Source organism: Sediminicola arcticus (assembly GCF_040566695.1).
Classification (GTDB): domain Bacteria; phylum Bacteroidota; class Bacteroidia; order Flavobacteriales; family Flavobacteriaceae; genus Sediminicola; species Sediminicola arcticus.
The window spans coordinates 269471-290748 of the sequence record NZ_JBEXAE010000002.1 but is presented as its reverse complement, the minus strand read 5'-3'; the positions used below and the strand labels follow the sequence as shown (position 1 = coordinate 290748).

The 21278-nt window shown below is 38.0% G+C and carries 16 protein-coding genes; 10 read left to right on the top strand and 6 right to left on the bottom strand.

What is annotated here, in order from left to right:
- Window positions 1-102 precede the first annotated feature (102 nt).
- Window positions 103-1905, bottom strand: a complete 1803-nt coding sequence (locus tag ABXZ36_RS05060) for a T9SS type B sorting domain-containing protein (protein ID WP_354614401.1) — start codon at window positions 1903-1905, stop codon at window positions 103-105.
- A 135-nt stretch (window positions 1906-2040) separates the two neighbouring features.
- Here ABXZ36_RS05060 and folE point away from each other — a divergent pair, with 135 nt between their 5' ends.
- From folE to ABXZ36_RS05025, 7 genes are all read left to right on the top strand, one after another.
- Window positions 2041-2721, top strand: coding sequence for a GTP cyclohydrolase I FolE (gene folE / locus ABXZ36_RS05055; protein ID WP_354614399.1), 681 nt, complete (start codon window positions 2041-2043; stop codon window positions 2719-2721).
- Between the two features lie 14 nt (window positions 2722-2735).
- Window positions 2736-4217 carry a cysteine--tRNA ligase gene (gene cysS / locus ABXZ36_RS05050; protein ID WP_354614398.1) on the top strand — a complete coding sequence of 494 codons (1482 nt, stop codon included), beginning with the start codon at window positions 2736-2738 and terminating at the stop codon, window positions 4215-4217.
- Between the two features lie 74 nt (window positions 4218-4291).
- A complete protein-coding gene (yidD, locus tag ABXZ36_RS05045; RefSeq protein WP_354614397.1) occupies window positions 4292-4528 on the top strand; it encodes a membrane protein insertion efficiency factor YidD in 237 nt (78 codons plus the stop codon).
- An 89-nt stretch (window positions 4529-4617) separates the two neighbouring features.
- Window positions 4618-5583, top strand: coding sequence for a prolipoprotein diacylglyceryl transferase (lgt, locus tag ABXZ36_RS05040; protein ID WP_354614396.1), 966 nt, complete (start codon window positions 4618-4620; stop codon window positions 5581-5583).
- An 18-nt stretch (window positions 5584-5601) separates the two neighbouring features.
- A complete protein-coding gene (locus ABXZ36_RS05035) occupies window positions 5602-6096 on the top strand; it encodes a DUF192 domain-containing protein (RefSeq protein WP_354614395.1) in 495 nt (164 codons plus the stop codon).
- 16 nt (window positions 6097-6112) lie between these two features.
- Entirely contained in the window at window positions 6113-6631 is a 519-nt protein-coding gene (locus ABXZ36_RS05030) for a GNAT family N-acetyltransferase (RefSeq protein WP_354614394.1), read from the top strand.
- A gap of 54 nt (window positions 6632-6685) precedes the next feature.
- The gene (locus tag ABXZ36_RS05025) at window positions 6686-7933 is read left to right on the top strand and encodes an ATP-binding cassette domain-containing protein (protein ID WP_354614393.1); all 1248 of its coding nucleotides are present in this window, start codon (window positions 6686-6688) and stop codon (window positions 7931-7933) included.
- A 51-nt stretch (window positions 7934-7984) separates the two neighbouring features.
- Here the strand turns inward: ABXZ36_RS05025 and secDF are convergent, their stop codons facing one another.
- Window positions 7985-10948 (bottom strand): protein translocase subunit SecDF, encoded by a 2964-nt coding sequence (secDF, locus tag ABXZ36_RS05020; protein WP_354614392.1) that lies wholly within the window; start codon window positions 10946-10948, stop codon window positions 7985-7987.
- 148 nt (window positions 10949-11096) lie between these two features.
- Window positions 11097-12023, bottom strand: a complete 927-nt coding sequence (gene mdh / locus ABXZ36_RS05015) for a malate dehydrogenase (protein WP_354614391.1) — start codon at window positions 12021-12023, stop codon at window positions 11097-11099.
- Between the two features lie 250 nt (window positions 12024-12273).
- Between mdh and ABXZ36_RS05010 the strand changes: the two genes are divergently transcribed.
- On the top strand, window positions 12274-12648 hold the full coding sequence (locus ABXZ36_RS05010) for a hypothetical protein (RefSeq protein ID WP_354614390.1): 375 nt from the start codon (window positions 12274-12276) through the stop codon (window positions 12646-12648).
- Window positions 12649-13009: 361 nt separating this feature from the next.
- Here ABXZ36_RS05010 and ABXZ36_RS05005 read toward each other — a convergent pair whose 3' ends face one another.
- The 3 genes from ABXZ36_RS05005 to asnB form a co-directional block, all read right to left on the bottom strand.
- Window positions 13010-14026 (bottom strand): DUF6588 family protein, encoded by a 1017-nt coding sequence (locus ABXZ36_RS05005; RefSeq protein WP_354614389.1) that lies wholly within the window; start codon window positions 14024-14026, stop codon window positions 13010-13012.
- A gap of 144 nt (window positions 14027-14170) precedes the next feature.
- Window positions 14171-16126 carry a DNA topoisomerase (ATP-hydrolyzing) subunit B gene (gene gyrB / locus ABXZ36_RS05000; protein WP_354614388.1) on the bottom strand — a complete coding sequence of 652 codons (1956 nt, stop codon included), beginning with the start codon at window positions 16124-16126 and terminating at the stop codon, window positions 14171-14173.
- 312 nt (window positions 16127-16438) lie between these two features.
- Window positions 16439-18109 (bottom strand): asparagine synthase B, encoded by a 1671-nt coding sequence (asnB, locus tag ABXZ36_RS04995; protein WP_354614387.1) that lies wholly within the window; start codon window positions 18107-18109, stop codon window positions 16439-16441.
- Window positions 18110-18349: 240 nt separating this feature from the next.
- Here asnB and ABXZ36_RS04990 point away from each other — a divergent pair, with 240 nt between their 5' ends.
- Together ABXZ36_RS04990 and ABXZ36_RS04985 are read left to right on the top strand one after the other, a co-directional pair.
- Window positions 18350-18889 (top strand): DUF2911 domain-containing protein, encoded by a 540-nt coding sequence (locus ABXZ36_RS04990; RefSeq protein ID WP_354614386.1) that lies wholly within the window; start codon window positions 18350-18352, stop codon window positions 18887-18889.
- A gap of 137 nt (window positions 18890-19026) precedes the next feature.
- Window positions 19027-21273, top strand: coding sequence for an FUSC family protein (locus tag ABXZ36_RS04985; protein WP_354614385.1), 2247 nt, complete (start codon window positions 19027-19029; stop codon window positions 21271-21273).
- Window positions 21274-21278 lie beyond the last annotated feature (5 nt).

Here is a 21278-nt window from a genome sequence, read left to right as displayed (position 1 = left end):
ATATAAATAATCACTATTATAACTCCCACTCCCCAATTTTAGTATACCACATCCCAAAATTTTTACGCTTTATCGATAAAAGGTTGACTAGAAGATAGGTTCCTATCTTTTTAAAGAAAAATGACTTTCAATATATTTCGCTGTAGCACGTTGTCCTCTAGCATCTATATACGTTAGTTTAAACCAATAATCGGAAGAGGGTAAACTTTTACCATTAACCTCTCCGTTCCAACCCATACTATCCTTGGTCATCTGTTGTAATAGTTTGCCATATCGATCATAAATAAATACAACTGGATCTTGAAGGGTTTCAATACCAACAATTTTCCATTCATTATTAAAAGGATCACCATTGGGCGTGAAAAATTTAGGAAACCCTACCACTACAATAGACTCCGAAACGGACCCGCAGCCATTGAGATCATTTATGGTCAATACATGCCCCCCAGGCAAAACATTGGAGAAAATATTTCCTACCTGAAATGGTCCATCGTCAAGTTGGTATTCAAATTGCCCCTCTACATCAGTAATAACAGTAACGGTATTGTTATTCTGAACATCCTCTATGATTACATCTGTGATGGCTGGGATTTTAGAAATAACAACAGTAATAGGCACAATACGTTCGCAAGAAAATCCATTTTCCTCATAGGTCATTGTTAGTACATATGTTCCACCTTCATCTACTTGAATGTTTGAGGTAGTGGCCCCTGAACCCCAAGAATAAGTATAGGAAGCATTGGCATTAAGTTCTCCTATAACCACTGAGGTGCTATTCTCACATAAAAATAGCTCTGTTGAAAAGGTGATTTCTGGGTTTTGCAATACCTTCAATTTAAACTGTTGGGAAACATCAAAGCATTGGGAATTGGCCAAGGAAGTGGTTCTAACATAAATCGTTTCCATTCCAGCTTTTATTGGGTATTCCTTTGAAAGTGCTCCCACTCCATCAACCGCATCGGCTATAGCACTGTGGTAGCTCACCGCAAAATCTGACCCGGATTGGTTTCCTAAAGCTTCTTGATCTTTTTGGAACAGATCGAAGAAAACTAGTTCGGAACAAATGGCTTCATCCGCAACAACAAAGGTAGTTGGTGCTGTTGTAAAGCCTATTTGAACATCACTAAAAATAATTTCACTCGGCGTGCTCACTTTCACCCTATAAAAAGCTGAAAGGTTTACATTTAAAGTAGGGCCAGTTTGCCCACTTATTGCCATAAAGCCGCTTCCCGTATCGGAAAACCATTCATATTGTAGGGCCTCTGTTTTAGTGGCGTCCAATATTACATCCTCATTGTCACATGCAATTAGGGGTGGCCCTAATAAATTGGTGATAATGGAACAATCTAAAGCATTAGAAGGATTGCTTTCAAAAATACTACCCGAAAATTGAATGGAAAATCCCGAGTTACTATTGCTATAATTATTGATTAATATATAATAATCCTCTCCTGCCGTAACATCTAACCAATCATCATATAACAAGGATTCTACAGTACCAGTAGGATCTACTCCTACCCCCATATGAGTAAGGTCATCACGATTATCAAAAAAATTACATCTCACAGGTTCGCCTAAGCTAGCACAATCAATGGCTTTGTAAAGTGCAAAATCCCAATCTTCAGAAGCGTCAAAACTGATATTAAATCCTAATTGGCCTGCCGCAGACGTTCTGAATTTATACCATGCGGAATTGTCTTCAATAAATCCACTTAGAGAAGTTTCTAAGCAACCAGACTTAGCTGCGCCATTAAAGTCATCAATACCATAATCATTAGTACCGCCATTAACCGGTGTATTGTTACAAATAGGAATGGCCTCACTACAGTCTGGAGATATTTGTCCTATGACAGTTTGTATCCCAAACAATAATGGCACCCAAAGCAGTAAGGTAGCCCTTTTCATAAATCGATTCCTATTTGACAGTTTAAAAATAATGAGTGTTGTACCTTAACACTAATTTATGTTGTCAAACACCCTATACTTGGCATAAAGTGGCATATAATGTATATCTTTACCTACTTAAAAAGTTTTAAATAAATGAAAGTGGATAGCGCATTAGAAGAGCATTATGAGGAGATGGGTGACAACCATGCTTCTTCCGCTGAAGACACGCCTTTAAGAGAGGATGCCTTCGTTTTAAGTGATGAAGATAAAATTAAAAGAATAAAGGGAAGTGTTAAGGAAATTATGCTGACCCTTGGGCTGGATTTGGAAGACGATAGTCTTAATGGAACGCCTAACAGGGTTGCAAAAATGTTCGTGAATGAAATATTTGGTGGATTGCACCCAAACAAAAAACCAAAATCTTCTACGTTCGAAAATAAGTATAAATATGGCGAAATGTTGGTAGAGAAGAATATCACTCTCTACTCAACTTGCGAACACCATCTATTACCAATAGTTGGAAGGGCACACGTTGCTTATATATCTAATGGCACAGTGGTTGGATTATCTAAAATGAACAGGATTGTAGATTATTTTGCCAAAAGACCACAAGTTCAAGAACGTCTAAATATCCAAATAGTGCGCGAATTACAAAAAGTATTGGGCACAGAAGATGTTGCCTGCGTGATAGATGCTAAACACCTTTGTGTTAATTCAAGAGGAATACGTGATATAGAAAGTAGTACCGTAACAGCAGAATACGGCGGTAAATTTAAAGAGGACACAGTTAAAAAGGAGTTCTTGAACTTCATAAACCTAGACACCAACTTTTAATTCTTCAATTGGCAATGCAGCTTTATAAATCTCAAACCCTGAAGGTTTACAATTCCTTATCTAGCAAAAAAGAAATTTTTGAACCTATAAACGAAGGCCATATTGGCATGTACGTTTGTGGCCCAACTGTTTACAGCAACGTGCACTTAGGAAATTGTAGAACTTTTATGTCTTTTGATATGATTTTTAGATATCTGAAGCATTTGGGGTATAAAGTAAGGTACGTAAGAAATATTACCGATGCAGGACATTTAGAAAATGATGCTGATGAAGGCGAGGATAAAATTGCGAAAAAGGCAAGGCTGGAGCAGATAGAACCTATGGAGGTTGTTCAGCGATATACCGTGGATTTTCACAATACTTTACAGAAATTTAATTTACTACCTCCTAGCATTGAGCCTACAGCTACAGGGCATATTATAGAACAGATAGAGATCATAAAGGATATTCTGGAAAAAGGATACGCTTATGAAGTTAATGGTTCTGTATATTTTGATGTGGTCAAGTTTAACCAATTTTTTAATTACGGTAAGTTGAGTGGTAGAAAATTGGAAGACATGATCGCCAATACCCGCGAACTGGCAGCCCAAGAAGAGAAAAAAAGCCCACAAGATTTTGCCCTTTGGAAAAAAGCGGAAGTTCAACATATTATGCGCTGGCCTTCCCCTTGGGGAGATGGCTTCCCCGGTTGGCATCTGGAATGTACGGCCATGAGCACTAAATATCTAGGAGAAACATTTGATATTCATGGTGGTGGAATGGATTTAAAATTCCCGCATCACGAATGTGAAATAGCACAAGCAGAAGCCAGCAACGGCAAGTCTCCCGTAAAATACTGGTTACACGCCAACATGCTTACCCTTAACGGCAAGAAAATGGCTAAATCCACAGGAAATAATATTTTTCCCAATGAAATGTTCACTGGAGAAAACGCTATTTTAAGCAAGCCCTTTACCGCACCCGTAGTCCGGTTTTTCATGATGCAGGCACATTACACAAGCATCCTTGATTTAAGCAATGATGCCCTTTTAGCTTCTGAAAAGGGATTCCAAAAATTGATGGACTCTTTAGACCTGTTGGATAAATTGGAAACCTCCGAAAATTCGGACTTTGATGTGACATCATGGAAACAGAAATGCTACGATGCCATGAACGATGATTTTAATACTCCCATCCTGATTGCTACTTTGTTTGAAGCGGTAAAACATATCAACTTGATTAAGGAGGGCAAAGAAAACATTACTGAACCGGACAAAAACACCCTTAAAGAAACCATGCACAGTTTCATCTTTGATGTTCTGGGTTTAGATCACAAATTAGACGTACAAGGAGATTCTGATAAACTTCCCGGAGTTGTAGATTTATTGATCCAATTGAGGAATGAGGCTCGTGCCAATAAAGATTTCGCAACATCGGACAAAATAAGGGACCAATTGGCTGTCCTAGGCATACAATTGAAGGACGGAAAAGAAGGCACTACCTTTAGTGTATCTTAATTAAAGATCTTTATAAGGAAATAATTACATAGGATAGGTCTTATAGCACCCCCTTTAATCATCACTACCACGATATGGGCAAGTTTTCTTTAAAACAAATTGCAATAGCCCCTTTTATATTAATGGTGAAATTGTATCAAAACTTTATTTCACCACTAACACCAGCAAGTTGCCGATATTCACCTACTTGTTCCCAATACACCATGGAAGCATTAAAAAAACACGGTTTACTTAAAGGCGGGTGGTTGTCCTTAAAACGTATTTTCAATTGCCATCCTTGGGGCGGAAAAGGATATGATCCTGTACCTTAAAAGATTATGTCAATACCCTAAAATAATCTTTGCAACAATTTCCTTTTACCACTAAATGGTTATCTTAGCTTCATAAAATTTAGATGCTAATGTATTTTTTAGGCTTCAATTGGAATCCCAACGAAACCTTGTTTAATTTAGGTTTCCTTCAAATAAAATATTACAATCTTCTTTGGATTACCGCCTTTGCGCTTGGTTGGTTCATTATGAAGAAAATTTTTGATAAGGAAAATAAAACAGCAGAACAGCTAGACTCTTTATTTATCCATACCGTTTTGGCTACTATGTTGGGTGCGCGTTTAGGACATGTCTTTTTTTACGACTGGCCGTACTACAAAAACCATCTTTTGGAAATTTTGTTACCGATAAGGGAAAACAACGGCAGTACCCTTTTTGGGTTTATCAATGGCTATGAATTTACCGGATTTGCAGGATTGGCAAGTCATGGTGCTGCTATAGGAGTTATCATTGGCATGTACCTCTATACCAGGAAATATCCGGAATTTAAATTACTTTGGATCTTGGATCGGGTGGTCATTCCAGTAGCTATTGGTGCTTTCTGCGTGCGTTTAGGTAATTTTTTTAATTCAGAGATTAACGGAAAAGTGGTAGATAAATCCTTTGCTTTCGCCACGAGATTTATAAGGGATTCAGACGATCTTTCCGCTTCCCAAGCCTTAGCCATCACCAAAGAAAGAACGGTTAGCGCCGCCTATAACCTTATTGAAACAGACCCAAGGTTTTCTGAAGTTTTAAACGCTATCCCTTACCGTCATCCCGCCCAATTATACGAAGGAGTATGTTATATTTTTGTGTTCCTTATTCTGTATTTCTTATATTGGAAGACCGATAAAAAAGAAAAGAAGGGCTTCCTTTTTGGTCTATTTTTGGTCCTCCTTTGGACGATTCGTTTCTTTGTGGAATTTGTAAAGAAAAGTCAGGGTGGTTTTGAGGAATCCTTAGGTCTATTATCCACAGGCCAATGGCTGAGCATCCCATTTATAATTATTGGATTATATTTTATGTTTCGCCCTGAAAAATCTAGAATCAAATAAACTTAAAACTTATTTACCATGCTATTCAGTAAAATGCTATTTACTGTGCTATTTGTAGGGATGTTCCTTTTTTTAACCTCTTGCAAGAAGGAACCTAGAAAAGCATTGGAAACAACGGCTATTACCTTTACAAACGAAGGGAAACTTTCCGTTTTTAAAAAAGATAGGGATTCACTGATTACTATGATGGACATAGAAATTGCTGAAAGTGATTATGAAACGGCGACCGGATTAATGTACCGAAAAAGTATGGAAGAAAAACAAGGGATGTTGTTCATCTTCCAAGATGTGGCCAAACATTCCTTTTACATGAAGAATACTGAAATACCTTTGGACCTTATTTTTATTGATGAGAATTTAACAATAGTGAGTTTTCAAAAAGAAGCTAAACCCTTTGACGAAACAAGCCTGTCCTCCGAGGTTTCTATTAAATATGTTTTGGAAATTAATGCAGGACTGGCGGATAAATGGATATTAGAAGTAGGTGACCAAATAACCTTTGAGAGACAATAAACCTTTATAAATATCCATGAATTATCTGTTAGAAGGCGACCGTAGTAACCGACTTCTATTTAGGAAATTAGTCCCTTCTGATTACCACTTATGGCTACCCTTTCATGAAGATCCCAGATCTTCAGAAAACTGGATTGGTGAATCTTTGGAGCCTGAATTAGCCTGCTGTCAATGGTTTTCCAAAGCTTTTTATAGATACGAGAACAACTTAGGTGGATTAAATGCACTTATTGACAATAAAACTGGGGACCTGATAGGGCAATGTGGCCTACTCCTCCAAACAGTGGATGGAAATAAGGAAGTTGAAATTGGGTATTCCATACTTCCCTCCCATTGGAATGAGGGATACGCTACAGAAGCTGCCATTAAATGCAAAACCCATGCATTTGAAAAACTACATATTAAATCATTAATTTCAATCATTCATATCAATAATATTGCTTCAAGGCAAGTGGCACTCAAAATTGGAATGTATTGGGAGAAAACTACCATATACGATGGCAACCCGGTAGCTGTTTTTAGAATTTTTAGGTAAGAATCGATAAATTCATGTTTATCTTATTGCAGATACTCAACACCAAGTACGTTTATGTCCATACCATCAAAAATTGAACATTGGGGAATAGTAATAGATAATACCACCCCAAAAGTTGGTTTAGTAGATCATATATTAAAGACCAAAGGGACTACCCCATTTGAATCTCTTAAAGGTTTAAAAGGAGCCTTATTTTCACCAATGGAAATAGTACGATTGCTAGAGGAAGAGGAACGTCATGATAATAGAATAGTAACTTTGAATACCAAACAAAGTCTAAAATCAATGTCGAGCGGAGAGCGAAAAAAAGCCCTTTTGTCTCACATATTGAAAAACAATCCCGACTTTATCATTTTAGACAACCCGTTCGATAATTTGGACTCGCAATCACAGGAACAATTAGCCGGAAGACTAAAAATAATCTCCAAGAAAACGCCACTTATATTACTTATCACAAGAAAGGCGGACAGACAAGTATTTATCACAAATTACTACACCTTAAAACAAGGGACGCTACAACCTTTAGACAATGCAACAAAGAATAACCTAGGACATACAACTAACGACTATGCGCTACCCCCACCCTTAAAACCTACTAATTACAAAGAAGCCGTTCTTATAGAATTTAAGAATGTAACAGTTTCCTATGATAACAGGACTATCTTAAACAACATCAATTGGACTATACGTCCTAGGGAGTTTTGGCAATTAAAGGGCAAAAATGGCAGTGGAAAATCGACCTTATTGTCCATGATCACAGGGGAGAATAATAAAGGTTACGGACAACTACTTTGGCTATTTGGCCAACAAAAAGGAAGCGGGGAAACCATCTGGGACATAAAGGAAAAGCTTGGCTATTTCACTCCATCTATGATAGATTCCTTTTCAGGGCACCATACTGTGGAGCATATGCTTATATCTGGACTATACGACACTATAGGATTATATATATACCCACCTGAGACCGAAATACAACTAGCTAAGGAATGGTTACAAGTTTTAGATCTTTTGGATTTCAAAACCAGCTATTTTCATGATTTATCTATGGGGCAACAACGTTTAATTATGACCGCTAGAGCAATGATAAAGCATCCACTTGTATTATTATTGGATGAAGCAACATCGGGCTTAGATGACAAGAGCAGCGCGCTTCTCGTGGCCTTGGTGAACAAAATAGCAGCGGAGAGTAAAACTACAATCATTTTTGTTTCCCATAGGCACGAAAGAGGTCTGCAACCACAATTTATCTTTGATCTTCAAATGACCGATAATGGCTCGGTTGGAAAAAAAATAATACCATAAAAAAAGGACTACTTTTCAGTAGTCCTTTTTTTTATGATTTAAACATTTTATTTATTCTTCTGTTCCCATTTGAACTTTCTTCTTTAAGAAATCGAACATTATAGGTGTTGCGATGAACAAGGAAGAGTACGTACCTACTACAATACCTACGATCATTGCAAACATAAATCCTCTTAATGATTCACCTCCAAAAATAAAGATGGCTAATAATACTACTAGGGTAGTTAAAGAAGTATTCAATGTTCTACTTAAAGTACTGTTCAGGGCAAGGTTTGTATTCTCACCAGCTTTCCAGCCTCTTTCGGAAATAATTTCCCTAATACGGTCAAACACAACCACCGTATCGTTCAAGGAATATCCAATTACTGTTAGGATAGCCGCAATAAAAGCTTGATCTATCTCCATACTAAAAGGCATGATTTTACCGAATATAGAAAATATACCCAATACGATCAACACATCATGGAATACGGCCACAACCGCACCTAATGAAAACTGCCACTTACGGAAACGAACCAAGATATACAGAAACACCACGAATAACGATCCTATAATTGCCAAGAATGCGTTGTTTTTAATATCATCCGCAATTGTTGGTCCTACCTTAACAGATTGCATGATCCCAATTGCACTTTCTCCACTACCCACTTTAAAATCTTCGAAGCTAGTACCACTTGGCAAATACTTCTGTAAGGTGGTATAAAGTTTATCCTGAATTTCATTATCTACTTCAATTCCCTCTACATCAACTTTGTAAGCCGTTGTAACCTTGATTTGGTTGGCCTCACCAAATGTTTTCACATTAGTTCCACTTCCAAAAACAGTGGTAAGCTCAGAAGCAATTTCGGATGGATTAACCACTTTTTCAAAACGAATTTGATAAGAACGTCCTCCAACAAAATCTACACCTTGCTGTAATCCTTGGGTAAACAAAGAAAACAAACCAATCAACAACAATACCGAAGATAAAATGTAAGAAATTTTTCTTTTACTCAAGAAATCTATATTGGCATTCTTAAATAAGTTCTTGGTAAGAGGAGTAGAGAAATCCAACGTTCTTCCCTTTCCTGAAATGTACCAATCTACTAAAAGTCTTGTAATGAATATAGCAGTAAACAGTGACGTTAAGATACCAATGATTAATGTAGTGGCAAAACCTTTAATAGGTCCCGTTCCAAAGATCAAAAGAATCAAAGCGGTAAGACCAGTAGTAATGTTGGCATCCAAAATGGAAGAAAGCGCATTACTAAAACCATCGGCTACAGCCTGACTCTTTCCTTTGCCCTTAGCCAATTCTTCTTTGATACGCTCAAAAATAAGTACGTTCGCATCAACAGACATACCTATGGTTAAAACTATACCAGCAATACCAGGCAATGTTAATACCGCATTTAAACTTGCCAGCACACCGAAAATCAACACAATGTTAAGAATTAGTGCAATATTGGCAAACAAACCGCCTTTACCGTAATAAAATACCATCCAGAGCAATACAAAGGTCATTGCAATAAGGAAAGAATTAAAACCACTATCAATTGCTTCTTGTCCCAAAGAAGGTCCTACGATCTCTGATTGAATAATATTCGCAGAAGCAGGTAATTTACCAGCTCTCAAAACATTGGAAATATCTTTTGTTTCATTGACGGTGAACGTTCCTGTTATTTCTGAACGTCCCCCTGAAATTGGTCCTGTTGAAACGCCAGGAGCAGTGTATACTTTATTATCCAAAACAATAGCAATCCCTGTTTGGTTGTTAAAAGCATCACCTGTAAGTTTTTCCCATTCCTTTGCCCCAGTAGTATTCATAGTCATAGACACTGCAGGTCTGTTGAACTGGTCAAAATCTGCTCTAGCATCACTTACTACATCTCCACTAATTCTTGGAGTAGCATCACGATTGGATTTTAGGGCATATAGATCTACAACTTCTGAACCTTCCGTAGGCCTTTCCCACACAAATTTCACAAATTGGATATCAGCTGGAATCAAACGACGAATCTCTTTCATTCTTAAATACTCGCCTACTGTAGCGGTATCCTTAATAGCTACGCTTACTAAGGCATTCCCACCTGGGTTGGATGGCAACAAAAGACTGAAAAGTGGATTAACGTCCTGAGAAAGATCTAATGAATCTTGAGCAACATCTGATAATAAGGAATCTAATTCTGATTCTGGTTTTGGTGCTTGTTGAACATCTTGAGCTACGACCAAAGTTTTAAGCTTCTCGTTAGCATTTTGTAAAAATGTACTTAGGTTTGGATTATTTTGCGGATAAGTTTCCCAAAACTCCAATTGTGCAGTACTAGAAAGTAGATCCTGAGCCCTTGCGATATCCCTTGCTCCTGGCAACTCCACCAAAATACGGCCAGAATTTCCTTCACGCTGAATATTTGGTTGGGTAACCCCAAAACCATCAATACGTTCCCGCAATACTTCGAAAGCAGAAACAACAGACTCATCAATTTTTGTTCTAATGATCGGTTTTACCTCAGCATCCGACATTTGAAAATTGATTACATCACTTAACCCTTTGTTGGCAAAAATATCAGGAGATGCCAGTTTTGCATCGCCTTTGTTGGCTTCAAAAGCCTCAAAAAACAACTCCAAATAGGTATCGTCACTATTTTTGGAAGCAGCATCTGCGTCTGCCAGAGATTTATTGAACGCAGGGTTTTTTGTATTGTTTGCAAGACCTTTCAAGATATCTTTTACAGATATTTGTAAGGTTACGTTAATACCCCCCTTAAGGTCCAATCCTTTATTTAACTCCTTCTTTTTAGCCTCATCATAGGTGGTATAACCCATGATAGAATTCTCTCCAATGGAGTCTAAATACTTGGCTTCCAAGGCATCTCTCTTAGCTGCGTATCCTTCTTCCGATTCAGGGATACTGTTTGCAGCAAAAACTTTTGCGTCCTTTTCAGTTTTACTGGTAATAAAAGTGTAGGATAGCTGATAAATACTAACAATCCCAAACAAGAAAGCAAAAAGCTTTATAAGTCCTTTATTTTGCATTAGTTATTGTGTTAATTTTTGGTATTTTATAATAGCGAGCAAATATATCATTTCCCATAGGAACTAACAATATATTTATTTAGATTTATAAAATAAGGGCATCCACCTGCAGTGAACGCCCTTATTTTAATAAATTAATGGAGGTAAATTAAACTTCCAAAAGGTCGTTGGTAGCTCTTACGCCAACCGCACTTTCTTGCATTTTAGCTTTTTCGGCATCATTCAAATCAATAGTAACGATTTTCTCAATTCCGTTTTTACCCAAAATTATAGGCACTCCTATACATATATCTTTTAGACCATATTCCCCGTCCAACATAACCGAACACGGGAACATTTTCTTTTGATCACAGGCAATTGCCTGAACCAAAGATGAAACTGCAGCACCTGGGGCATACCAAGCACTTGTGCCTAATAATTTAGTCAATGTAGCGCCACCTACTTTTGTGTCTTCAGCTACTTGCGACAATCTATCATTGGATAAAAATTCAGAAACAGGTATGCTATTTCTGGTCGCCTGCCTGGTCAGAGGAACCATTCCTGTATCACTATGTCCACCGATGACCATACCATCTACATCTGAAATTGGAGCCTCCAAAGCTTCGGCCAAACGATATTTAAACCTTGCGCTATCTAAAGCCCCACCCATACCTATAATTCTATTTTTAGGCAAACCAGTGCTTTTATGAACCAAATACGTCATCGTATCCATTGGGTTACTAACCACGATCAATATAACGTTTGGAGAATGCTTAATAAGATTAGAAGAAACCGTTTTGACAATCCCTGCGTTAATACCAATCAATTCTTCTCTAGTCATTCCCGGTTTTCTTGGAATTCCTGAAGTGATTACTGCTATGTCGCTTCCTGCCGTTTTAGAATAATCGTCTGTAACACCAACTATTTTAGTATCAAAGCCGTTTAAAGAAGCGGTTTGCATCAAATCCATGGCCTTCCCTTCGGCATAGCCTTCCTTGATATCCAATAGTACTACTTCTGATGCAAAATTTTTAATAGCAATGTACTCTGCGCAACTTGCGCCCACAGCACCTGCCCCAACTACGGTTACTTTCATTATATCGATTTTTTAGTGTGATTCTTAGAGGCCCAAAAATACTGATTTTAAAAATAATAGCTCAAGGATAACCCTATATATTTTGGAATAATCAGCTCAAAGCGCCACACTTCTCAGAAATTCCTAAAAATGTTAAAAAAATCTGCGTTTTATCGAGTATCAGGAAAATAGACGGTAGTTCATCGAATTATTACAATAGCGCTACAAAAAAGCACGTTAAGTTAAGACCCGAATCCTACAAAACCTAATTATGAAAAAGTTGACACTTTTCATAGCTATGGCAGTTTTGTTGACCATTTATGCCTGCTCTAAAATAGCAGAGAATAACGATCCCGTCATTGGGATCTGGTCCGATGAAGCCATAACTGCGAAAACAAGTACCAAAGGTCCCTCAGGGCGACAAGAATGGATCTTTAATGACGCCTATTTAGGTAGGTATCATGGTTATCAAGGTAATGAGATCCAAGTTCAAACCGATTTTAAATGGAGAAAGACCGACGAAGTTTACGTTATCACCTATCCAGGAACGGACTTTGAAGAAGACATTGTGACCATGGAAGTATCTGAAGAAGGTATCATTTTATTGGCAATCGAAGGAGAAGAAGTCCTTGCAGTGAGAGAATAATATAATCCTCCACCTATTAAAAGTGCTCCAATTAAAAATTCGGAGCACTTTTTTTTAAGAGCCTAACCCAACCAATTATAGCCTTATCATACATACACCAAAATTCCTTTAATCGTAGTTAGAACTGATTATCTCTAAAGAGCTTCATAATCACGTTACCATAAGGCCAAACTGTCCTTTAATACACTTATCTACATTGGTTTCAAATACGCTATGAAATCATAAACACCGTAACTAAAATAACAACCTTTTGGCATTGCTTTATAAGGCAGAAGTAATCTATTACTGTGAGACTTATCTAGAAGTAAAAAGGGCGCGAAGATATCTTCGCGCCCTTTTTCATATACTTTAAATTCGTTTTTTATCTAAAACCAAAATTGATTCCAACTGCTAGGTTATTGAATTCAGCTATTGTATAATCCACATTCAACCTAAAAAAGCCTAATTTCAATTTAGTTCCGATATTAGCTGTTACACCACTTACCTCAGATTTGAAAGAAAAAGGATCTGTATATGTTTGAGATTGGAAAGGTCCAGATTGCACCCTATACGTTCCTAAGATATCCGTATTTGATTTTCCTGTTATATATCCTAATCCGCCGTAAAAATTAATAATAGGTAGCTTGGTGGATACTATGGCCTGAAATGCCCAAGTATCCATTTTGGTATCTACTTTCTGGTTTTCTCCCTGCACCACGTTGGTATTGGTAAAATCATAGGTCCCATTTAAATGCGTATATCCTACTACAGCAGAAACTGCTATAGGCAATATCTTGTCTGCAGGTAAATGCTTTGTGAGTTCGTGTTGTATACCTACACCGTATAACCCAACAGCAACATCTTCTGTATCTATTTTTGGTAAAAATCTAACCTTAATTTCTGTTCCTTTGATTAGGCCCATACTCACCTGTAAAAAAGCCGATGGCACAAAATTAATTCCTTCAGCGGCCAACCCGGAAGGGAGATCAAATTCCTCTCTAGTGGTAAACCCTGGTGCAACTTCTCCTTCTACAAATACTCTTACACCTTCTATATCACCCAAGGCCGTTGAAACGCTTCTAGAGGAACTACCATCTACAAATTGTAAGTTTTCATAATCTGCAGTATTGAGTACAAACGACTGTTTATCATCCTTATTCTTAAAGGAAGTCATGTTACCAATCAAAGAAATTTCAAATCCCAATAAAGGCTTAGCATCCGCAGTGTTGTACCATCCGTTGGAAATACTGTACAGCGCCCCTTCAGAAACTGGATTTAAATAATCATTAAGAAATTGTTCAGCATCATTTATACCAGCTGCAAAAATATCGTTAGGATTAGACTGGGCCGAACTGACCATTATCTTGGTCAAACACAATAGCAAAAATATTTTTTTCATTTAATTCAAGGTTTTTTTCTTAAACTATAACCCAAAAAGATGAAAATAATTGCGCTAACCATGCTCCTAACAGATAAAAAAGTGGCTTAAAACAAAAAAACTCGCACAGAGGGTGCGAGTTTTTTTTATAAACCTATTTATTAATTATACGTCAATATTGGCATATATCGCATTTTTCTCAATGAATTCCCTTCTTGGAGGAACCTCATCGCCCATAAGCATAGAGAAAACCCTATCAGTTTCAGTAGCATTGTCAATAGTGATCTGCCTAAGTGTCCTAAATTCGGGATTCATAGTTGTATCCCACAATTGCTCGGCATTCATCTCTCCAAGACCCTTATAACGTTGAATCCCAACACTACCATTAAAACTATCCGCTATCTCATCACGCTCCTTATTGGACCATGCGTACCGTTTCTTAGTTCCTTTTTTTACTAAATACAAAGGTGGTGTTGCAATATAAATATGTCCTCCTTCGATTAGCTCCCTCATGTAACGGAAGAAGAAGGTAAGTATCAATGTTTCAATATGGCTACCATCAACATCCGCATCACACATGATGACTACCTTGTGGTATCTTAATTTTTCCAAGTTTAAGGCCTTGCTATCTTCCTCGGTACCTATGGTTACTCCAAGGGCAGTATAAATATTCTTAATCTCTTCGTTCTCAAAAACCCTATGTTGCATGGCTTTTTCCACATTCAGAATCTTACCTCGAAGTGGAAGAATTGCTTGAAAATTACGGTCCCTTCCTTGTTTGGCAGTACCACCTGCAGAATCTCCCTCGACCAAGAATACTTCGCACAACGTAGGATCTTGTTCAGAGCAATCCGAAAGTTTTCCTGGCAAACCACCCATACTCATCACGGTCTTTCTCTGTACCATCTCACGCGCCTTAGTAGCTGCATGTCTGGCTTGTGCCGCCAAAATAACTTTCTGTACAATGGTTTTAGCGTCTTCTGGGTTTTCTTCCAGATAATTGGTCAACATTTCGGATACTGCCTGGCTTACCGCCGCAGAAACTTCCCTGTTACCCAATTTAGTTTTTGTCTGACCTTCAAACTGAGGTTCGGCTACCTTTACGGAAATAATGGCCGTTAAACCCTCCCTAAAGTCGTCCCCTTGAACTTCAAACTTCAACTTCTCCAACATTCCCGACGCATCAGCATACTTCTTTAAAGTGGAGGTCAATCCTCTCCTAAAACCAGCAAGGTGGGTACCCCCTTCATGGGTGTTGATGTTGTTTACGTAAGAGTGTAAGTTCTCCGTATACGAAGTATTATATACCATGGCTACTTCCACTGGTATATCATTTTTCTCTCCTTCTATGGAAATGATATTCCTAATCAGTTGTTCCCGGTTACCATCCAAAAACTTAATAAATTCCTTTAATCCTTCTTCGGAATAAAACCGTTCGCCCACGAACTCGCCTTTATCATCTTTCTGACGTTTATCCGTCAAAGTGATAGCTACCCCTTTATTTAAAAATGAAAGCTCTCGCATTCTATTTGCCAAAGTTTCATAGCTAAATTCTATGGTTTGGGTGAAAATAGAATCATCTGGGTAGAAGGTTATAACCGTACCTCTTTCTTCAGTTTCACCAATACTCTTTACCGGATATAGCGCCTTCCCTCTTTCATATTCTTGCTCCCAAACAACACCATCCCTGTAGACCGTTGCCCTTAAATGGTTGGAAAGTGCATTTACAACGGAAACCCCAACCCCGTGGAGCCCACCTGAGACCTTATAGGAATCTTTATCAAATTTACCGCCGGCACCAATTTTGGTCATTACAACCTCAAGGGCAGATACGCCTTCTTTTTTGTGAAGGTCTACGGGTATACCCCTACCGTTATCTTTTGTGGTTACGGAATTATCTTCATTTATGACAACAGATATGGTATCACAGTGTCCTCCCATGGCCTCATCAATGGAGTTATCCACTACCTCATATACCAAATGGTGAAGTCCCCTTACACCAACATCCCCAATATACATGGAAGGACGCATCCGTACATGCTCCATTCCCTCAAGGGCCTGGATACTGTCTGCTGAATAATTATTCTTTTTTGGCTCTCCTTTATTTGCTTCTTCGCTCATAAATTAATGGTTGTTTCATTATAATTTTAGCAATCCTACAAATATAAGCAATACCCCACAGATAACGGTTTTTATACACCTAGCAGCCCTTTAAGTTATCAACAAAAATTGTGGAAAATGTACAGTACCCTCAAAAATTTGAGAATTACGCTTAAAATGGCCTTAAACGGGTTTAAATAGTGAATTTAACCTTGTTTCTCCAAATTACAAATTACACAAACAAAAGAAGCACCTTTAAAAGGCGCTTCTTGAGGACTAATTATAATTAAAAACTGACTTAAAAGCAGCTCACTAATTCAACATACTAACATTTTACTTCTGATAGGCATCGGCATGTACTTTTGCAACTGCCCTACCTGATGGATCATTCATGTTCTTGAAGGCCTCATCCCATTCCAAAGCCACGGGCGTACTACAAGCTACAGATGGTACGGATGGCACACACAAGGCAGCCGCATCGGAAGGAAAATGGGATTCAAAAATTGTTCTATAATAGAATTCCTCCTTACTTGCAGGGGTTTGCAACGGAAACCTGTACTTGGCATTTGCAAATTGATCATCGGTTACCTCTTTGTTTACCATCTCCTTTAAAGTATCTATCCAATTATATCCTACCCCATCCGAAAACTGTTCCTTTTGCCTCCAGGCCACACTCTCTGGAAGCATGTCCTCAAAAGCCTTACGAACCACCCATTTCTCCATGCGCTCTCCATTGATCATCTTATCTTTTGGGTTGATACGCATGGCCACATCCATAAACTCTTTATCCAAAAATGGGACCCTACCCTCAATTCCCCATGCTGCCAATGACTTATTAGCCCTTAGGCAATCATACATATGCAACTTATCTAATTTACGGACAGTCTCTTCATGAAAATCCTTAGGACTTGGGGCTTTATGGAAGTACAAATATCCACCGAAAAGCTCATCTGCCCCTTCTCCAGATAAAACCATTTTAATACCCATGGATTTAATAACTCTAGCCATAAGATACATAGGCGTTGACGCTCTAATAGTAGTGATATCATATGTTTCTAGGTTATATATAACATCCTTAAGAGCATCTAATCCCTCCTGAATAGTAAATTTTATTTCGTGATGTATGGTTCCAATATGTTTTGCCACCTTTTGGGCCGCAGCCAAATCTGGAGAACCTTCCAAACCTACAGAGAAAGAATGCAGCTGTGGCCACCAAGCTTCGGTAGTATCATCGGATTCAATTCTCTTCTGAGAATATCTTTTTGCAATGGCAGAGGTAACGGAAGAATCCAACCCTCCTGAAAGCAAAACTCCGTAAGGCACATCGGACATCAGTTGCCTATGGACTGCTGCTTCAAGGGCTACCTTGATTTCATCAATACTAGTCTTGTTTTCTTTAACCGCATCATAATCCATCCAATCTCTGGAATACCAACGTTTTAGTTCCCCATCCTTACTATGCAAATAATGACCAGGAGGAAAAAGTTCTATTTTTGTACAGGTACCTTCCAAAGCCTTTAATTCAGAAGCTACATAAAAAGTTCCGTTTTGGTCCCAGCCCATATACAATGGAATAATCCCCATATGGTCTCTGGCCACAAAATACTCGTCTTTTTCGGCATCGTAAATGGCGAAACCGAATATCCCGTTCATCTCATCCAAAAACTCAACTCCTTTTTCTCTGTAAAGCGCCAAAATTACTTCACAATCAGATTCGGTCTGAAAATTATAAGTACCCTTAAATTGTTTACGAAGTTCCCTATGGTTGTATATTTCACCATTGGCGGCTAATATTAATTTTTTGTCTTCACTAACCAAAGGTTGTTTTCCGGATGCAGGATCTACAATAGCCAGACGTTCATGAGTCAATATAGCCTTATCGTCTGAATATATTCCGCTCCAATCCGGGCCTCTATGCCTCACTTTTTTGGACATTTCCAATAATTGAGGTCTTAATATTTCTGTGCTCTCCTTAACATCAAACGCACAAACTATTCCACACATAACAATGAATTTATATCAATTATAAAGCAAATATGCTTTTAATGTTTTAATTGTAAAACACTAAAGGCTATTTAGATTACAATATTAAACATTTTATAAAAATATACATTAAATTCGTAACCACGAAAAGAAGAACAAGGTTTTAATTAGAACATTTTGTAAGTTGATGAAACTTTTCCGACATTTATAACCATATATAATGGATACTCCATTTAGTAAAAAACTAATAAATACAATACAATGAAAAAATTAATCACACTTGCAATTATTGCAATAGCTTTTAACTTCAGCACAGCTACCGCTCAAGAATTCAGCGGCATGGATAAGAGTCCAGCTGATATCGCAGCGTACCCATCAAGTTACAAAGTCGCAGCTAAATATGCCAAAATTATTTATAGCAGACCTCAACTAAATGGCCGTTCTTTATCAGAATTAGCACCAACTGGCAAGGTATGGAGAACAGGGGCCAATGAATCAGCAGAGCTTACACTTTACACTACAGTTAAAATTGGGGATAAAACGGTTTCTCCAGGTACTTATTCCTTATTCACTATACCAGGTGAAAATGAGTGGACGGTGATTATCAATAGCAAATTAAACCAATGGGGAGCTTATTCCTATGATGAAAGCGCAGATGTTGCCAGAGTTATGGGTAAAGTCAGTAAAGGCACGGAATCATTAGAAGCTTTTTCCATTACTTTTGATGAAGCCAATAACGGTAATTTGGTAATGGGCTGGGGCACAACAAGGGTGACAGTCCCTTTTAGCGTTCCTATGTAATTATTGCTAGGAAAAAGCAAAAAAAAACCGGAGCACATGCTTCGGTTTTTTTGTTAGAATCCATTCGCTGCTAAATTTTGTATCAATATTACCTATTAAGTTAAAATCTCTGCACAATAAGTAATTAACTTTGCACCATGTTAAAAGATTATCTTAAATGGACTTGGCTATTTCTAAAAAGTTCCAACTTTTACAGAGGAATTCTTTTAACCGTTGCCGTACTGATTCCCCTAATCAGTTTTGATATTGCCGGGCATATAGCCTATGGTATATCCATCGCCATGGGAGTTTTTCTCAATGCACCTAGTAATACCCCTGGAACCTTTAAGAGAAAAAACGTTAGCACACTTTTGAGTATTGGTCTAACCATGCTGGTCACGTTAATTATTAATTACGCAAAAATTCATTTTATAGTCCTAATTGCTGCCTTACTTCTTGTTTCATTTTTTGTCTCCTTGATTGCAGCCTATGGATTTAGAGGTTCTTTAATCGCATTTGCGGGGCTTTTAGCTATGACTTTGTCCCTAGCTAGGGATATTTCTGAATTTGGTATTTGGCTTCACGTAGGTCTTATAGGGGTTGGTGGACTTTGGTTTTTAGTAATGTCTTGGGCCTTCCAATGGCTATCCCCTAAAAAAGATGAAGATCAATTACTGTCTGAGACCTTACACCTCACCGGAAGCTATCTAAAAGTGAGAGGTAAATTATTGACAAAAAGAACCAAGAGGGAAAAATTGCTGGGGAAGATACTTCATCTACAGACCCAATTGACTGAAAAGCACGAGACACTAAGAGAGTTACTCCTTAGTGAAAGGAAAAAAATAGGTCGTTCTAATTTTGATGAAAAAAGAGTACTTATCCTAATAACCCTGGTGGATATTCTAGAACTGGCCCTGGCAAACACCTTGAATTACAATCAAATAGATGATCTTTTTGGAGACCAACACCATTTGCTTCCTTTTAGAAATTTAAATGTAACCATGGGCAATCATTTACAGGTGCTTTCTGAGATTCTAGTGCGCAGAAAAAAAATACAGAGCAAAGATGAACTTTTGGAAGCTGTAGATAAAACCCAAACAGCCATAAAGGATTATCTATCCGAAGTGCCTCTGCCAGAAGGTCGTGAGGGAGCCATAATCCTCAGAAATTTATTGGATTACCAAGAGCAGCAAATTGAAAAGGTACGTTCCATAAGAAGAGTCATGGCAAACGCGGAGCATACCAATAAAATAGCCCTCAAAAAAAAGGATGCCCATCAGTTTATTACATCCCAAGAATATAGCTTGAATATTCTTCTACAGCATTTGAGTATAAATTCTCCCATATGCAGGCATGCGCTTAGACTGACCATTGCTGTTGGTGTTGGTTTTTTATTGGGGACCTTTCTAGGTATTCGAAATCCGTATTGGATTGTACTTACCTTGATTGTACTAATGCGCCCAAGTTATGGCCTTACAAAGTCGCGCGCTAAAGAACGTATCATTGGTACCCTGATTGGCGCTGCAGTTGCGGTTCTTATCATCCTACTGACGAATAACACTATGATCTATAAAATACTGGCTGTCATCTCTTTAACCCTAGCCTTTTCGCTCATCGTACAGAGTTACCGTTCCGCTGCCGCATTTATAACCCTATTTATCATTTTTGTATATGCCCTTATCAACCCCAATAGCTTCCAAGTGGTACAATATAGGATCTTGGACACGGCCATAGGCGCAATACTAGCAGTTATTGCCAATTACACCCTCTGGCCAACATGGGAGTTTATGAATATAGATAGTTTTATATTGGCCTTGGTCAAAAGGAACAAAGCTTATTTATTGGCCATACAAAGGCTTTACCACACAAAGGAAATTACGGAGCTGGAGTATAAAATGCCTCGAAAAGAAGCATTTTTAGCGATAAGTAATTTAAATGCTGCTTTTCAACGAATGACACAGGACCCCAAATCGAAACAAAAAGAGATGGGACTCACCTATGATATTGTGACCTTGAACAACACCTTTTTATCGGCCATAGCCTCCTTAGGAAGTTTTATACAAAATCATAAGACCACAGAGCCAAGCATCCATTTTGATGCCTTTATAGCCAATATCCAAAACAATTTGGAAGAAACCGAAGCCTTATTGGACAAAGAAAAGAAGCCAGAACTAATAGATCACGCTGATATAGAGACTGCCAAACAAGAGCTCCAAAACTCCTATAATACGTTGGTTAAAGAACGGAATGAGCAAATAAAAGCTGGAGTAACATCTATTGGACAGGATATGAAGGTATTGCTGCAAGAGGCTCATTTAATTTCCAACCAATTGATATGGCTTAAAAGCCTTTCTGAAGATTTAAAAAAGAACACCGCTAAATACAAGACTGTATTTAGCGGGTAATCTAT

What these genes read in the sequence shown, in the direction of transcription:
- ABXZ36_RS05010 (WP_354614390.1), top strand. Translation starts at nt 12,274, where the DNA reads ATGAAAAAGTTGACACTTTTCATAGCTATGGCAGTTTTGTTGACCATT.
- secDF (WP_354614392.1), bottom strand. Translation starts at nt 10,948, where the DNA reads ATGCAAAATAAAGGACTTATAAAGCTTTTTGCTTTCTTGTTTGGGATT.
- ABXZ36_RS05060 (WP_354614401.1), bottom strand. Translation starts at nt 1,905, where the DNA reads ATGAAAAGGGCTACCTTACTGCTTTGGGTGCCATTATTGTTTGGGATA.
- yidD (WP_354614397.1), top strand. Translation starts at nt 4,292, where the DNA reads ATGGGCAAGTTTTCTTTAAAACAAATTGCAATAGCCCCTTTTATATTA.
- ABXZ36_RS04985 (WP_354614385.1), top strand. Translation starts at nt 19,027, where the DNA reads ATGTTAAAAGATTATCTTAAATGGACTTGGCTATTTCTAAAAAGTTCC.
- cysS (WP_354614398.1), top strand. Translation starts at nt 2,736, where the DNA reads ATGCAGCTTTATAAATCTCAAACCCTGAAGGTTTACAATTCCTTATCT.
- lgt (WP_354614396.1), top strand. Translation starts at nt 4,618, where the DNA reads ATGTATTTTTTAGGCTTCAATTGGAATCCCAACGAAACCTTGTTTAAT.
- ABXZ36_RS05025 (WP_354614393.1), top strand. Translation starts at nt 6,686, where the DNA reads ATGTCCATACCATCAAAAATTGAACATTGGGGAATAGTAATAGATAAT.
- ABXZ36_RS05035 (WP_354614395.1), top strand. Translation starts at nt 5,602, where the DNA reads ATGCTATTCAGTAAAATGCTATTTACTGTGCTATTTGTAGGGATGTTC.
- ABXZ36_RS04990 (WP_354614386.1), top strand. Translation starts at nt 18,350, where the DNA reads ATGAAAAAATTAATCACACTTGCAATTATTGCAATAGCTTTTAACTTC.
- ABXZ36_RS05005 (WP_354614389.1), bottom strand. Translation starts at nt 14,026, where the DNA reads ATGAAAAAAATATTTTTGCTATTGTGTTTGACCAAGATAATGGTCAGT.
- asnB (WP_354614387.1), bottom strand. Translation starts at nt 18,109, where the DNA reads ATGTGTGGAATAGTTTGTGCGTTTGATGTTAAGGAGAGCACAGAAATA.
- ABXZ36_RS05030 (WP_354614394.1), top strand. Translation starts at nt 6,113, where the DNA reads ATGAATTATCTGTTAGAAGGCGACCGTAGTAACCGACTTCTATTTAGG.
- folE (WP_354614399.1), top strand. Translation starts at nt 2,041, where the DNA reads ATGAAAGTGGATAGCGCATTAGAAGAGCATTATGAGGAGATGGGTGAC.
- mdh (WP_354614391.1), bottom strand. Translation starts at nt 12,023, where the DNA reads ATGAAAGTAACCGTAGTTGGGGCAGGTGCTGTGGGCGCAAGTTGCGCA.
- gyrB (WP_354614388.1), bottom strand. Translation starts at nt 16,126, where the DNA reads ATGAGCGAAGAAGCAAATAAAGGAGAGCCAAAAAAGAATAATTATTCA.